Raw genomic sequence first — 12,997 nt, 5'->3', positions numbered from 1 at the left:
GGCGCGAACCCGTAGCAGGCCAGCGCGGCCAGCGCGATCCACCCCTGCGCCGGCGGCTTCCAGCGGGCCATCAGCAGCGCGCCGATCAGCCCGCCGACGGTGGCGGCGGTCAGCGACGCCGCCAGCACCAGCTCCATGCCGTACCGGTCGCGGCTGATCAGCGGCAGGATGACGCCGGTGGCGGAGTAGCCCAGGGAGATCACCACGGTCAGCGCGCCCAGCCCCGCGAGGAACCACGGGTGCCGCCGCGCCTCGCGCACGCCGTCGGCGAACTCGCGCGCGAAGGACCCGCGGCCCGTGGCGGTGACCGCGGCGCGGCGCCCTCGCGGCGGGACCAGCGCGGCGCACAACCAGATCAACCCGATGCCCACCAGCAACGCCCTGGTGTCGAGCACGATGGCCAGCAGCGTGGTCACCGCCGGCGCGGCCAGCGTGGTCACCCGCACGGCCATCGACATCGCCGCGTTGGCCGCCTGCCGCTGCTCGGCGTCGACGACCTCCGCGACCAGCGCCTGGTACGCCGGCCGGCACGCCCCCTGCCCCGCGCCCATGACCACCGCCGCGACGACCATCAGCGGCAGCGACAGGCCCAGGCCCAGCGCGAGCACCGGCGCGCCCGCCGCCGCCGCGAGCCCGGACCACAGCACCACGCCGCGCCGGGAGTGCCGGTCGGCCAGCACCCCGCCCACCGGGACCGCCGCCAGGAACCCGATCGTGCGCGCGGCCAGCACGACGCCGAGCTCCACCGCGCTCAGCTCCCGCTCCAGCACGCCGAGGCCCAGCACGAACGGCAGCACCCAGGTGGCCAGACCGGACGCCGTGGCGCCCGTCCACAACCGGAGGAAGGCGGGGTCCCGGAGGACCGGCCGGGGTCGTGAACTCTCCTCGGTGTCGGTCGACGACGTCATCTCAGGCTCTCCCCGCGTTCCATCCGGTTCACGAACCGAACAACAACCACATGTTGGCAACTGCAAGTCGGGTGCACCAGCGCTCACCGCACCGCGGTGCCGAAGGGACGGCCCGCGTCACGGTCCGGCCTCATCCCGGCTCCCGCCCCGGTCCGCCCGCCGCGGTCGTGACGACGTCGGTCGCCGGGTCGGTCGGCGGGTCGGGCAGGCGGGAGAAACCCAGGTGCGCCTGCCCGGTGTCGGGATCGACCCACCGGTGCGACCGGACCCCGAAGACTTCGGCGACCAGCTCGGGGGTGAGCACCTCGGCCGGCGGCCCGTCGGCGACGACCCGGCCCCGGTGCAGGACGTAGACGCGGTCGCAGTGCCCGAGGGCCAGCGCGAGGTCGTGCATGACCGTCAGCGTGGTCACGCCGAGGGCGCGGACGAGGTTGAGCAGTTCGAGCTGGTAGCGGATGTCGAGGTGGTTGGTCGGCTCGTCGAGCACCAGCAGCCGCGGCTGCTGGGCCAGCGCCCGGGCCAGGAGCACCCGTTGCTTCTCCCCGCCGGAGAGGGTGTCGTAGTCGCGCCCCGCCAACGCGGACACGCCGGTCCGGGCGAGGGCCTGCGCGCAGATCCGGCGGTCCTCTTCGGTGTCGCGGTCCAGCGGGCCCTTGTGCGGGTTGCGGCCCATCGCGACCACGTCGGCGACCTTGAGGACGAAGTCGCTCCCGGACTCCTGCACCACCACCGCGGTGCGCCGCGCGGACTCGCGGGCGCTCAGCTCCCACACGTCGGAGCCGTCGACCCGCACCAGTCCCGCTCCCGGGCGCAGCGCGCGGTAGACCGCGCGCAGGAGGGTGGACTTCCCGCTGCCGTTCGGGCCGACGATGCCGACCATCTCCCCCGCACCGACCGCGAGGGCCGCCTCGGTCACGATCGGGGTCCCGCCCAGCGCCACCGACACCCCGTCGACGACGACCAGCGGCGCGTGCCCCTGTGCCGTTCCCGTCATCCGAACCGCGCCTCCCGCCCGACCTCGCGCTGGCGCAGCAGCCAGATGAAGAACGGCACCCCGAACACCGCGGTCACGATGGAGAGCGGCAGTTCGGTCGGCGCGAGGACGACGCGGGCGGCGAGGTCCATCAGGACCATGAACGCCGCCCCGGTCAGCGCCGCGACCGGCAGCAGCCGCCGGTGGTCCGACCCGACCAGCATCCGGCACAGGTGCGGGATGATCAGGCCGACGAACGCGATCGCGCCGCTGACCGCGACCATCACCCCGACCATCACGGAGGTGACCACCAGCATCCGGACCCGGAACCGGGCGACGTCGAGCCCGAGGGACACCGCCGTCTCCTCCCCGGCGAGCAGGGAGTTCAGCGGTCGCGCCTGGGTGAACAGGTAGAGCGTGCCCGCCACCACGCCGACGGCGGGGACGCCCACGTCGTCCCAGGCGGTGGACCCCAGGCTGCCGAACAGCCAGGTGAGCACGCCCTGCACGTCGTGGGGGTTCGCGCGCAGCAGCAACAACCCGTAGAGGGCCTGGAAGAGGTACGCCAGCGACACCCCGGCCAGGATCAGCCGGAACGGGGTGACCCGTCCCGCGCGCTGGGCCAGCAGGTACACCAGCAGGGTCGCGACCAGCGCGCCGGCGAACGCGGCCGACGACAGGCCCAGCCCGGCTACCGAGGCGGAGCCGACCACCAGCACCAGCACGGCGCCGAAGGAGGCGCCGGAGGAGACGCCGAGCAGGTACGGGTCCGCGAGCGGGTTGCGCACCACCGCCTGCAGCACGACCCCGACCGCGGCCAGGCCCGCGCCGACCACCGCGCCGAGCAGCGCCCGGGGAAGTCGGAACTGCCAGACGATCTGGGTGAACACGGGGTCGTCGGGTTTCGCGAACCAGTCCGAGGAGATGTTGTAGAGCACCACCTGCACGGTGTCCCGCAGGGGGACCCGCACCGGGCCGAGGGAGGTGCCCAGGGCGATGGCGGCCACCACGGCGGCGCCCAGGCCGAGCAGCAGCGCCGCCCGGCCGGCCGCGCGGCGTCGTGGCGGGCGTGCCGGGTCCTCGACCGGGTGAAGGTCGGTGTCGGGTGCGACCGGCGTCATTTCTCACCCGAGGGGGTCGTCGGCGACGTGGTCGGCGCGGCGTCGGCGAAGGCGTCCGGGTGCAGCACCCGGGCGAGCCTCTCGACGGTGTCGACGTAGCGCAGGCCGGGCGTGTTGGCGGAGTCGTAGGTGACGGTGTACCGCTCGTCCTTGCTCGCCCGCATCTCGGGGAACATGCGGTACAGGTAGTCGACCCTGGCCGCGAGGTCCTTGTCGCTGTTGGCGCTGGCCCCGACCAGGAACACCGCGGGGTCGGTGGCGGCCACCTGCTCCTGCGAGACCTGGAGGAAGCCCCTGCGCCCCCCGCCGACGTCACCGAAGACGTTCACGCCGCCCGCCAGGCCGATCACCTCGTTGACGAGGGCGTCCCGGCTGCCCGTCCGGATCGGGCCCTCGCCGCCGTAGTAGTAGAACACCGGGACCGGTTCCCTGCCCGCGACCCGCCTCTGCACCTCGGCGACGCGCGCCTTCAGCCCGTCGCTCACCGCCTTCGCCCTGTCCTCGACGTCGAAGATGCGGCCGAGGTCGGCGAGGGCGCGGTGGGTGAACGCGGTCTGGACCGGGTTCTCGCCGGGGCACACCAGGGCGTACACCTGCGCGCCGATGGACTGGAAGTCCTCGATCGTGGCCAGGCCCGGGGCCAGGTGTTCGGGTCCGCCGTACTCGGAGTTGACGTAGGCGAACATCATGTCGGGCCGCAACCCGAACATCTTCTCCCTGCCCACCGGGACGTACGCGTCGGGGGACTCGTCCGGGACCCGGTCGAAGTCCGCGGCCTGGTCGGGCAGCGGGGGGTCGATCGGCTTGATCTGGGCGACCGCCCGATCACCCAGCCCCAGTTCGAAGAAGATTTCCGCCGCCGGTTGGAATCCCAGGAAGACCCGGCTCGGGGCCTTCTCGAACGTGACCCGGCGGCCGCAGTTCTCCACCGTCACCGGGTAGTGGTCGGAGGCTCCCGGCGAATTCGGCGGATCGTCCCCGTTCGACGCGCCTTCGCTTCCGGCGCACCCGCCCGCCAGGACCGACATCGCGAACAAGGCAGCCGCCAACGGCCGGAAGCGGCCACGTCCCGCCCTGACCGGCACGTGATTCCCAGGCATCGAAGACCTCCACCATCCCGCCTCGGTCGCGATCGAAGACCACACCCCTGGTGAGCCCGTGCACGGGCAGCACTAAGACGTGAACGTTCAGGGGTGGTCGGTAGCCATCCTCTTGGAGGGCCGATCACCGCACAGCGCGTTTGTGATTCACATCACACAGCTTTTCGATCTTTTCGAGTAATCGGCACCCCACAAAGGAGACGGAATTTTATTCGCATGTTTGCATACGTCGCCGAAGTTTCCGGGGAGCGGCTCGGCGCCGGGCCGAGACGCCGCCCGGGGCCGGGCCGACCGGCGGCGACCGACCCCGGGTGACCGGCGCTCAGCCCGCCGCCATGACCTCCTCGCAGATCATGTCGAGGTCCTCGCGGAAGTCCCGCACCACGAAGGCGTCCGACAGCGGTTCGCCCGCGTGGACCCGGGCCGCCTCCTCGATCGCACCCTCGTAGCGGGCGAGGAGCTTGTCGATGGTCGGGCAGTCCACCCCCAGGTACCGGGCGACGCCCTGGATCACCTTCGTCCGGTAGTAGTCCTCCTTCGGCATCCTCGGGACGTCCCACCGCCCCTCGCCGTTGACGAAGATCCGGCGCAGGGGGACCGCCGAGAAGTCGAAGTACCTGCCTTCGGCGTCGGGTTCGGAGAACGGGTCGACCAACAACGAGGCATAACGGACGTACACCAGGTAGTCCTGGTGCACGGGCGGCAACTCCTCGAATCGCTCGACATCGGCGCGCGAGATGCTCTCCGGGCGGACGGGATAGCTGTCGTCGACCATGAACCGGAGCAGGTTGACGCCTTTCAGGCCCATCTTCCCGACGATGTGGCCCACTTCTTTCCACTGGTTCACGATGTCGTTGACCAGGGCGGGCGTGATCGGCCCCTCGGGCACCAGCTTGTACACGTACTTGATCGGCTCGGACTCGAAGAAGACCGCGTTCAGCGATATCTCGTTCATGAACAACGCCGGGTGGACGTACAGGGATATGTTCCTGGTCTCCGCCTCGATCGGCGCGCCCATGACCTCCATGTCCACGCCCACGTGCCGGTGGACGTCGCACAGCAGGTCCAGGTTCTCCGAGCGCCCCCGGCTGGAACCGACGTACAGCCTCTTCTTGATCGCCGCCGTCAGGACGTGGTGCGACGGCGTGCCGTCCCACCACCGGGTGCCGCCCAGGTAGCTGGACAGGCTGATCACCTCGGCGTCCACGCCGAGGCCGCGCAGGTAGTTCCGCACGAGGTAGTTCGAGCCGAAGGTCGGCGACACCAGGACGACGCACCCCACCCGGCCCAGCACGCGCCGGTCGATCCGGCGCAGCACCCGCGTGTAGGCGTCCGCGGTCACCGCCAGGACGAGCGTGTTCCACTCGCCGGTGACCGCTTCGTAGCCCTGGTACAGCTCGTCGACCCGGCACTCGCCCGCCGCCGCGCGGTGCTGGTCGTTCTGGACGTCGACCCGGACCGCCCGCCCGTTGCCCTCCAGGGCCGAGAAGAACGTGGCCGAGCGGGCGGACTCCCGGCCCGCGATCCCGACCGCGGATCCCAGTCGCTCCTTCACCATCACGGCCAACTGCACCGAGGTCGGCCCGGTCCCGGCGATCAAGACCCGCCCGAGGTCACTCATGCATCTCCCCATCCACGCGATGAAACGGTTGAGCGGTCAAGCCTTCACGTACAGCGCCACGTCGAAGATGTGCTCCGGGCGGAGGACCTGTTCGGCGACCTTCCACTTCCGGGGGTCGACGGGCTCCATCGGGTAGTTGAACAGGGACTTCAGGTCGTCCCCGTACCTCATCACCACCACCACGTCGTCCCGCGTGGACGAGTGGATCGCGTGCAGGAGGTCGTACTTCACCGGCACGGTCGAGCTGAAGATGACGTGCGACGCCTCCGCGGTGAACGGCAGGTCCTCCACCGACACCCGTTCCAGCCTGATGTCCAGCCCGCTCCCCAGCGTCTTCACGACCCGCTGGCCCAGGTCGACGGCCTCCTCGTCGATGTCCACGCCGACCACGGTGGCGCCGGTGCGCCTGGCGATGCGCAGCGGGCTCATCGGGAACGACCCCGAGCCGACCAGCAGCACCTTGGACGAGGGGGTCAACCGGAAGGTGCCGAACTCCACCTCGATGCCGGACTCGATGTTGTCGAAGTACCCGGCCGACGCGGTGCGGCCGTCCAGCAGGTTCAGCGCCCGGTACTTCTCCATGATCGCCGCGCAGCGCGCGGACTGCGACCTCAGCTCGGCGACGAGGCGCATGAAACCGGGTGCGCTCTCACGCTGGAGCGCGTCCCACGCCTCGTGGTGCCGGGCGTCGGTCACGAATGCGGAGTAGTCGCCCACGACGCGTTCCATCTCCGGGCCGTGACGAGTGGTCCCGTCGTACTCGGCCGCTGATCCCCGGAGCGCGTGCAGGTGTTCTTCCATCAACCGGACCAGATCTGCGGTGCCCATTCCACTCCTTGCCGATCGTTCACCGAACCGACATCAGGCCGCCTGCTGCCGCAAGTACGCTTTCCCCTCGGCCACGATCCGGACGGACCCTTCGACCCTGATACCGGACAGACCATTCGGCGCGTAGTCCGCCGTCACCTTCATCGTGCCCCCGGGTTGGACCACGCTCGTCACGACGGACGAATTGTTCTTCCAGGCCAGATAAGCCCCGAGCGACGCCGTGCCCGACCCGCACCCCCTCTCCCAGACCATGCTGCCCAAAGGCGGCACGTGGACGAGCGGGGCCATTCGACCGGTGTCCGGGTCGTACAACATGACGCCTATCAGGGAGAGGTTCGACGACTCCCCGAGCCGCACCGCCAGCGATTGCGCCTTCCTCCTGGCGACGCGGTCGTGCAAACCGGTCTCGATCACCACGTGCAGCGAGTCGTCGTACCAGACGAAGGTGGAGCCGTCGCCGACCTCGCGCACCGGCGGGCGGTGCTCCACGAGCCGGGGGACCGGCATGGCGAGTTCGCACACGTACTCGGCGCTGCGCCTCACCACCCGGCAGGTGAGCAGGTCGTCGGTCCCCGATGCCTCCATCACCACGTCCGCCGAGCGGCCGACCCCCAGGTCGTCCTCCGCCGCGGTCAGGGCCGCCAGGGCCATGCACGCGTTGCCGCAGAACTCGCCCCCCGCCATGTGCAGGCCGATGTCCGCGTCCGGCGACCCCGACTTCTGCACGAATCCCACCTGCTCGGCGTGGACGTGCTCGTAGGCCATGATCTGCCGGGCTATGTCCCGGTACTCCTCCGCCGGGTTCTCACTCCGGACGAGGATGGTCATGTTCTGCGTCGGGCTCAACTTCACGAAGTCGATTTCACGACTGATCAAGGACCGCCCCCGAGGAGGAGAAACCCGTCGGAACACCCGCCGTTAATCGTCGCGGCCGGCCCCCGATCAGCGGGTCGAATTGTGCGCGAGCGAGACCGTTCCCCACCGAACCCTCCCGAATCCCCTTGCAAGCCGGCCTTGAGCGCATTCCCGTCAACGACGTGTGCGGCCTTTGACCGAGTCGGTCGGCGCACGCCTGTCGACCTGACCGACCTCCAGCCGACCAGGACGCGGTCCGTTCGTCAAGGGAGTGGGACCGCAAGACGACGAAGTTCCCCCGTGGCAGCGAATGTGATATGAGCCCTGTTCAACACCCGCCGGCACGACAACCGAATCGCCTCGTGCACCGGACAATTCCACATCACTTGTCCGATGAGCCGGCGGTCCCGGGCGACTTCGTGGAACGCCACCCGTCCGGACGCGCTCGGACCGCGAGCCGGACCCGGCGCGCCCGCCGGGCGGGCGGCCGGCCACGACCCCGGCCCGCCCGGGAACCGGAACGCTCCGCCATCCGACCACTGGGATGTCGGCGGGTGGGCACGGGGCTGCCCGGCCGACGTGACCGGGGCGAAGGAGGAGCATGTCCGACCGCCACCCGCGCGTCACCCTGTGCCGCGCGTGCTGCTGCGGCACCAACCCCAAGCACTCCGAAGCCGACCACGACCGGCGGTTGCGCGTCCTGCAGGAGGCCCGGGACGGCCCCGTCGAGGTCCGCCAGTCCGACTGCCTGGGGATCTGCGACCACTCCGACGTCCTGGTCGTCCACCCCTCCCCCGCCGCGCGCGCCGCGGGGGCCAAACCCGTCTGGCTGGGGCGCGTGCAGGACGAGGCCGCGCTGGAGGGCGTCGTCGGCTGGCTGTGCTCCGGTGGTCCCGGCCTCGCCCCGCCACCGCCCTCGGTCCGGGACAGGCGGATCACACCGCCGAACCTGCCCGCCTCGCGACGGCCGGACTGAAGCGACCCGGCGCGTCCCCGCCCACCGCACCGGGAGAGACGCCCCGCCACAACGGCTCAGCGGTCCCGCGCCGCTGCCCGGAACCGGTCGGCGAGGTCGTTCAGCTGCCCGGGGTCGCTCCCCGTGCGGTGGCCCAGTTCCACGTCCCCCAACCAGCCGCGCACGTAGTGGATCATGTCGGGCAGCCGGGCCGCGGTCGCCCGGCCGAGCATGCCGGTGACCCTGGCCGTGCCCGCTCCCCCTGTGCCCACTCCCCCCGGGACGGCCTCCTGCGGGACGGCCTCCTGCGGGCGGGTGACCGAGGGCGTCCCCGCCGGGGCCTCGTCCAGGACCACGTCCAGGGCGGTCCAGTCGGTGCCCGCCAGTTCGCCGTGCACGGCCCGCACCGCGGTGCGGAGGTCGTCCACCTCGTCCCGCCGCACGCCGAGTTCGGAGAGCTGCGCGTCGCTGAGCTCCCGGACCTCCCGCACGACCTGCCGCAGCAGGTCGAACTCGCCGGTCCGCAACCGGACGACACCTTCGCCGGGGAGTTCCCGCCCCTCAGAGGTCATCGAAGTAGTCCCTTCCGTTCCTCGGCGTGAACACCGTGCCCCGGTCGCCGTCCTCGATGACCAGGGCCTGCTTGTCGGGGTCCCAGTGGGCGACCCGCCCGTTGCCGGGGTACTTGGTCTCCACGCCCGGCACCTGCCGCTCGAGCACCCCGTCGACGTAGTGGGCGAGGTCCTCGTCGCGGACGCCCCGGACGTAGTGGTCGCCGTCGCCCTTGAGCGCCCGCCGGTCCGCGTGCCGGACGATCTCCCTGGCGGCCGGCAGCACCGGGACCTCGTCGCGCACGTCGGTCTCCAGCGGGCGCTCCTCGCGCAGCGAGCGCCTGGCCGCGCCCTCGGCGGGCTCCTCCCGCCCGGCCGCCCGGTCGCCGGCCTCCACCGACCCGTCGGACTCGGCGGGCCGGTCGGGCTCGGCGGGCCGGTCGGACTCGGCGGGCCGGTCGGGGACCACCGGCGCCTCGGGCGGTCCGCTCGTGTCCGCGCTCATCGGTCACCCCCCGCCCGGTCGGTGAGGTCCAGCGTCGTCAACGGCCACGTCGTGCCCAGGCCCAGGAAGCCCGTGACGGCGAGGAACCTCCGGTCCAGGGGGCGCACGCGGCTCAACTCGGCCAACGCCCGCTCGTAGAGCGGCGGCGAGCCGCCTCCGGTGATCACCGCGTCGTCGGGCAGCCAGCTGTCGGGGTGGGCCTCCAGGTCCGCGAGCTGCTCGGCGACGGTGCCACCGGTCAGGTGCAGGCCCCGTTCGGCCCAGCTCGCCGTGTCGGGGTGGGGTCCGGCGCGCGGGTCCGCCTCCACCAGCGCGCGGACCACGTCGAACCACCGGTACTTGCCCGCCTGCCACCACACCTCGTCCCCGGCGCACGGTGCGGCGTCCCCGCGCGCGGTGGCCAGCGCGGAGGCCGCGACGTGCTCGGCCAGCGCCTCGGGTTGGTAGTGGGCCGCCAGCCCGCCGTACCGCCGGTCGACCGCGGTCTGCGCGCGGTGGGCGATGGCGCACTCCAGCGTGCGGGCGTCGGACCGCGCGGCCAGGCCCGCCAGCCACGCGCGCTCCGGCCGGGGCGCCGGCCGCCCCACGAGGTGCGCCACGACGAGCAGTTCGATCCAGAGCACGAGCCGGGGGTCCTCGGCGAACGCCGCGGCGGCGTCCACCTCCCGCAGCAGGCAGGCCCGCGCCCGGCACGTCGGTCCGCAGGCCGCGCTGCGGGTGCCCCTGATCGCCGCCTCGGCGCCGCCGCCCCGCTCCTCCCGGTCCTCGCCCAGCGGCACGGTCACCCGCACGGGGCGGTCCATGCCGTCGGCGAACACCACCGCTCGGCCGGGCGGCAACGACACCACGTGCCGGGACTGCGCCTCGTCCAGGTTCATGGTCGCGCCGACGGCGTCGCGGTCGTCCGCGGCGGGCAGCCTGTGGACGATCTTCAGCGCGGTGTTCTTGACGACGTCCGGCACGATCTTCGACGGGATCTGCTCGGCCACCACGATCCCCTCCCCGTAGGCGCGGATCTCGGCCAGCAGGGAGGTGAACAGGTCCACGGCGTGCGCGGTCGGCGAACCCGGCTCGGCGCGCTTGAGCAGCCGGTGCGCCTCCTCCAGCACGGTGACGTGCCGCAACCCGCCGCCCGTGCTTCCCGCCCGGCGGGACCGCAGGTGCTCGTGCAGGCGGATCAGCACGACACCGATGAAGAACGCCTTGTCCTGGTCGTTGCCGATGTCCTCGACCTCCAGCACCACGTTGCGGCGCAGGAGTTCCGCGACGTCCAGCGGGTGGCCGCCCTCGAAGAAGCGGCCCGGCGTGCCCAGGCGCAGCGAGCCGAGCCGCACGTCGATGAATCCCTTGACGTTGTCGGTGACCTCCTTGCCGTAGCCGATGCCGTCGACGACCTCCAGGGCCACCCGCCTCAGGTCGGCCAGGGTCGGGTGCCTCGGCGTCACCCCGCGCAGGCGCGACCCGCCCAGCACGGTGTTCCAGCCCAGTTCGGCGTAACAGCGGTTCAGGGCGTGGCCGAGCACCTGGGGGAACGGCTCGTCGGCCTCGAACGCCGCCAGGAACAGCGCCCGGACCAGGTCGATGTGCGTCTGCACGGGGAAGCCCGGCTCCGGTTCGAGCGGGTTGAGGCCGACCGGGACGGCGTCCGGGTCGCCCGGCCTGATCACCGTCACCGAGCCGTCGCCGAGGCGGCCGGCCATCGCCGCGTACTCCGCCTTCGCCGGCTCCACCACCAGCCACGGCACACCCGCGTGGTGCAACTGCTCCAGCAGGTGCCGCACGGTCTGCGACTTGCCCGCGCCGGTCGCGCCCGCGACGAGGACGTGGCGGTTCAGGGTGGCCTCGCCGACGGTGAGGGCGCCCGCCGGTCGGTCCGCGTCGTCGAGCACCGTGCCGAGGCCGAGGAACCCGTTCGTCTCGGGGGTGAGGTCGAACGCGGCGGGCTCGGTCAGCCGGATCCCCGGCAGTTCGCGCCTCGGCGGCCGGGCCAGCGCGGCCACCAGTTCCGCGCCCGAGGTGAACGGCGAATCGGGCACGGCCGCCGCCAGCACCCGGTCGAGGGAGTCCGCCCGGCTCGCCGGCGCGAGCGCGTACGGCAGGTCGTCCAGGTCGCTCGCGCCGCACAGCAGGGCCGCCGCCCGGTGCGCGCCGGCGTCGTCCCGCCCGGCCACCAGGACGTGCACGCGCCACAGGCCGGTCGCGCGGGCGAGGGACAGCTCCCGGTAGCGGCCTTCGGCGCGGTGCAGCGCGATCCGGCTGGACTCCAGCCGCGCCTCGCGGCGCAGCGGCGGGATCGAGACCTCCAAAGTGGACAGTTCCTCGTCCGCGTGGCCGGGCGTCAGCGGCTGGGCGACGGTGAGCCAGGCGAACGACTCGCCGAGGTGCGCGACGTAGTCGTCGAACGCACCCCTGACCGGGGGGCGCCGCCCCCCGCCCGCCGGCTGCCACAGCGCGTCGAACCGGCCGGCGCAGCGCACCCAGGAGGGGAAGTCGCGCCAGCCGGCGAGGACCTCGCCGGCGTCGACGACCTCCGCGGTGCTGCCGGGCGGGTACAGCAGCGGGACGGCGTCGCCCGGTCGTCCCGACCCCGGCGCGGGCGGGAAACCGGGGCTGCCGCCGAACAGCACCCGCACCCGGGGGTCCCCCGCGACCCGCTGCCACGCCGCGAAGACGACCCCGCGGTCCGCGAGTTCCGCGTGCGCGGCGGTCAGCGCGGCGAACAGCTGCGCGGGCACCGGGTCGGGGTCGGCGGCGGCACGCGGCACCGACGTCAGCCGGAACACCCGCGCGCCGCCGAACAGCCCGGGGTCAAGCACCGCGGACCCCCTCCGCCGGCGCGGGGCCGCCGACCACACCGGGCAGCAGGGTGATGCCGGGGTTGCAGTCGCCCGGCACGACCCGGCGACGGCCGTCGCCGCCCTGCTCGACGAGGATGAACGCCGTCGGCGGCAGGCCCTGGAGCTGGGTGGGTTCGACGGTGAACTCGTAGACCCGCGATTCGGTGGCGCCGGTGCTCACCGAGTCGGAGAACGCGTAGTTCGCGGTGCGCTGCCAGGTGTCCGACCGCGAGGTGGCCGTGCCCGTCGAGCCGCCGCTGGTGCCGGCCCTGCGGTGGAACCACCTCGCCGCGTCGGGCCGGCTGCTGTGGGCGCCCTCGTTGCGCGAGGTGCTGGTCTGGGTCCCCGAGGACTCGGTGTGACCCTCGGTGAAGCCCCGACCGACCTGACGGGTGACCTGGCTGATCCGGAAGGTGTGCTCGCGGCCGATGAACTCCGCCGCGAGCCTGGCCTCCTCGTGGTTGCCCAGCCGCATCAGGATCGTCGTGCTGTCGGCGCCGCCGAGGAGGCGCGTGAGGTCGCCGCGCAGGTGCTCCAGCATCAGCACCAGGCGCGCGCCGCAGCGCCGCGCCTGGCGGGCCAGGTCCTCCAGGCCCTCCGGTCCGATCCGGTCCGCACCCGCCACGAACACCGCGTCCCGGTCCGCCCGCCCTCGGCGCACGCGCACGGCGTGCAGCACCCGCTCGAACAGCACCCGGTCGAGGAAGTCCTTCCGGCGCGGGTGCGAGCCCTCTGTGGCCAGC

12 protein-coding genes are annotated in these 12,997 nt (G+C 72.7%); 1 reads left to right on the top strand and 11 read right to left on the bottom strand.

What is annotated here, in order from left to right; genetic code table 11:
• The 7 genes from ACFV4N_RS30925 to ACFV4N_RS30895 form a co-directional block, all read right to left on the bottom strand.
• Positions 1–908, bottom strand: a 908-nt coding sequence (locus tag ACFV4N_RS30925; protein WP_499676159.1) for an MFS transporter, incomplete at its 3' end; no start/stop codon positions are given.
• Positions 909–1,038: 130 nt separating this feature from the next.
• On the bottom strand, positions 1,039–1,902 hold the full coding sequence (locus ACFV4N_RS30920) for an ABC transporter ATP-binding protein (protein WP_499676158.1): 864 nt from the start codon (positions 1,900–1,902) through the stop codon (positions 1,039–1,041).
• Positions 1,899–3,002, bottom strand: coding sequence for a FecCD family ABC transporter permease (locus ACFV4N_RS30915; RefSeq protein ID WP_499676157.1), 1,104 nt, complete (start codon positions 3,000–3,002; stop codon positions 1,899–1,901). Before ACFV4N_RS30915 ends, ACFV4N_RS30920 begins: the two co-directional genes overlap by 4 nt.
• On the bottom strand, positions 2,999–3,937 hold the full coding sequence (locus tag ACFV4N_RS30910) for an ABC transporter substrate-binding protein (protein ID WP_499676156.1): 939 nt from the start codon (positions 3,935–3,937) through the stop codon (positions 2,999–3,001). Before ACFV4N_RS30910 ends, ACFV4N_RS30915 begins: the two co-directional genes overlap by 4 nt.
• Positions 3,938–4,424: 487 nt before the next feature.
• Positions 4,425–5,723, bottom strand: coding sequence for an opine metallophore biosynthesis dehydrogenase (locus tag ACFV4N_RS30905; protein WP_499676155.1), 1,299 nt, complete (start codon positions 5,721–5,723; stop codon positions 4,425–4,427).
• 36 nt (positions 5,724–5,759) lie between these two features.
• Complete coding sequence (locus ACFV4N_RS30900) at positions 5,760–6,551, bottom strand: methyltransferase domain-containing protein (RefSeq protein WP_499676154.1); 792 nt, start codon at positions 6,549–6,551, stop codon at positions 5,760–5,762.
• 33 nt (positions 6,552–6,584) lie between these two features.
• A complete protein-coding gene (locus ACFV4N_RS30895) occupies positions 6,585–7,403 on the bottom strand; it encodes a histidine racemase CntK family protein (protein WP_499676153.1) in 819 nt (272 codons plus the stop codon).
• Between the two features lie 604 nt (positions 7,404–8,007).
• Here ACFV4N_RS30895 and ACFV4N_RS30890 point away from each other — a divergent pair.
• Positions 8,008–8,382 carry a hypothetical protein gene (locus ACFV4N_RS30890; protein WP_499676152.1) on the top strand — a complete coding sequence of 125 codons (375 nt, stop codon included), beginning with the start codon at positions 8,008–8,010 and terminating at the stop codon, positions 8,380–8,382.
• A gap of 56 nt (positions 8,383–8,438) precedes the next feature.
• On the opposite strand, the gene ACFV4N_RS30885 is transcribed toward ACFV4N_RS30890, so the two are convergent.
• The 4 genes from ACFV4N_RS30885 to ACFV4N_RS30870 form a co-directional block, all read right to left on the bottom strand.
• The gene (locus ACFV4N_RS30885) at positions 8,439–8,933 is read right to left on the bottom strand and encodes a hypothetical protein (RefSeq protein ID WP_499676151.1); all 495 of its coding nucleotides are present in this window, start codon (positions 8,931–8,933) and stop codon (positions 8,439–8,441) included.
• Positions 8,923–9,417 carry a hypothetical protein gene (locus ACFV4N_RS30880; RefSeq protein WP_499676150.1) on the bottom strand — a complete coding sequence of 165 codons (495 nt, stop codon included), beginning with the start codon at positions 9,415–9,417 and terminating at the stop codon, positions 8,923–8,925. The genes ACFV4N_RS30885 and ACFV4N_RS30880 overlap by 11 nt, the downstream gene beginning before the upstream one ends.
• The gene (locus ACFV4N_RS30875) at positions 9,414–12,233 is read right to left on the bottom strand and encodes an ATP-binding protein (protein WP_499676149.1); all 2,820 of its coding nucleotides are present in this window, start codon (positions 12,231–12,233) and stop codon (positions 9,414–9,416) included. Before ACFV4N_RS30875 ends, ACFV4N_RS30880 begins: the two co-directional genes overlap by 4 nt.
• On the bottom strand, positions 12,226–12,997 hold a 772-nt coding region (locus ACFV4N_RS30870; protein ID WP_499676148.1), incomplete at its 5' end, for a hypothetical protein. The genes ACFV4N_RS30875 and ACFV4N_RS30870, both read right to left, overlap by 8 nt.

The sequence above is a fragment of the Actinosynnema sp. NPDC059797 genome, from assembly GCF_042732085.1.
In the GTDB taxonomy this organism is placed as follows: Bacteria; Actinomycetota; Actinomycetes; order Mycobacteriales; family Pseudonocardiaceae; genus Actinosynnema.
The sequence above is the reverse complement of the archived record's forward strand: the minus strand, read 5'-3'. Positions and strand labels throughout refer to the sequence as shown.

Excerpts from the sequence above, each read along its gene's own strand:
- ACFV4N_RS30920 (WP_499676158.1), bottom strand. The coding sequence starts at position 1,902 with ATGACGGGAACGGCACAGGGGCACGCGCCGCTGGTCGTCGTCGACGGG.
- ACFV4N_RS30915 (WP_499676157.1), bottom strand. The coding sequence starts at position 3,002 with ATGACGCCGGTCGCACCCGACACCGACCTTCACCCGGTCGAGGACCCG.
- ACFV4N_RS30905 (WP_499676155.1), bottom strand. The coding sequence starts at position 5,723 with ATGAGTGACCTCGGGCGGGTCTTGATCGCCGGGACCGGGCCGACCTCG.
- ACFV4N_RS30900 (WP_499676154.1), bottom strand. The coding sequence starts at position 6,551 with ATGGGCACCGCAGATCTGGTCCGGTTGATGGAAGAACACCTGCACGCG.
- ACFV4N_RS30890 (WP_499676152.1), top strand. The coding sequence starts at position 8,008 with ATGTCCGACCGCCACCCGCGCGTCACCCTGTGCCGCGCGTGCTGCTGC.
- ACFV4N_RS30885 (WP_499676151.1), bottom strand. The coding sequence starts at position 8,933 with ATGACCTCTGAGGGGCGGGAACTCCCCGGCGAAGGTGTCGTCCGGTTG.
- ACFV4N_RS30880 (WP_499676150.1), bottom strand. The coding sequence starts at position 9,417 with ATGAGCGCGGACACGAGCGGACCGCCCGAGGCGCCGGTGGTCCCCGAC.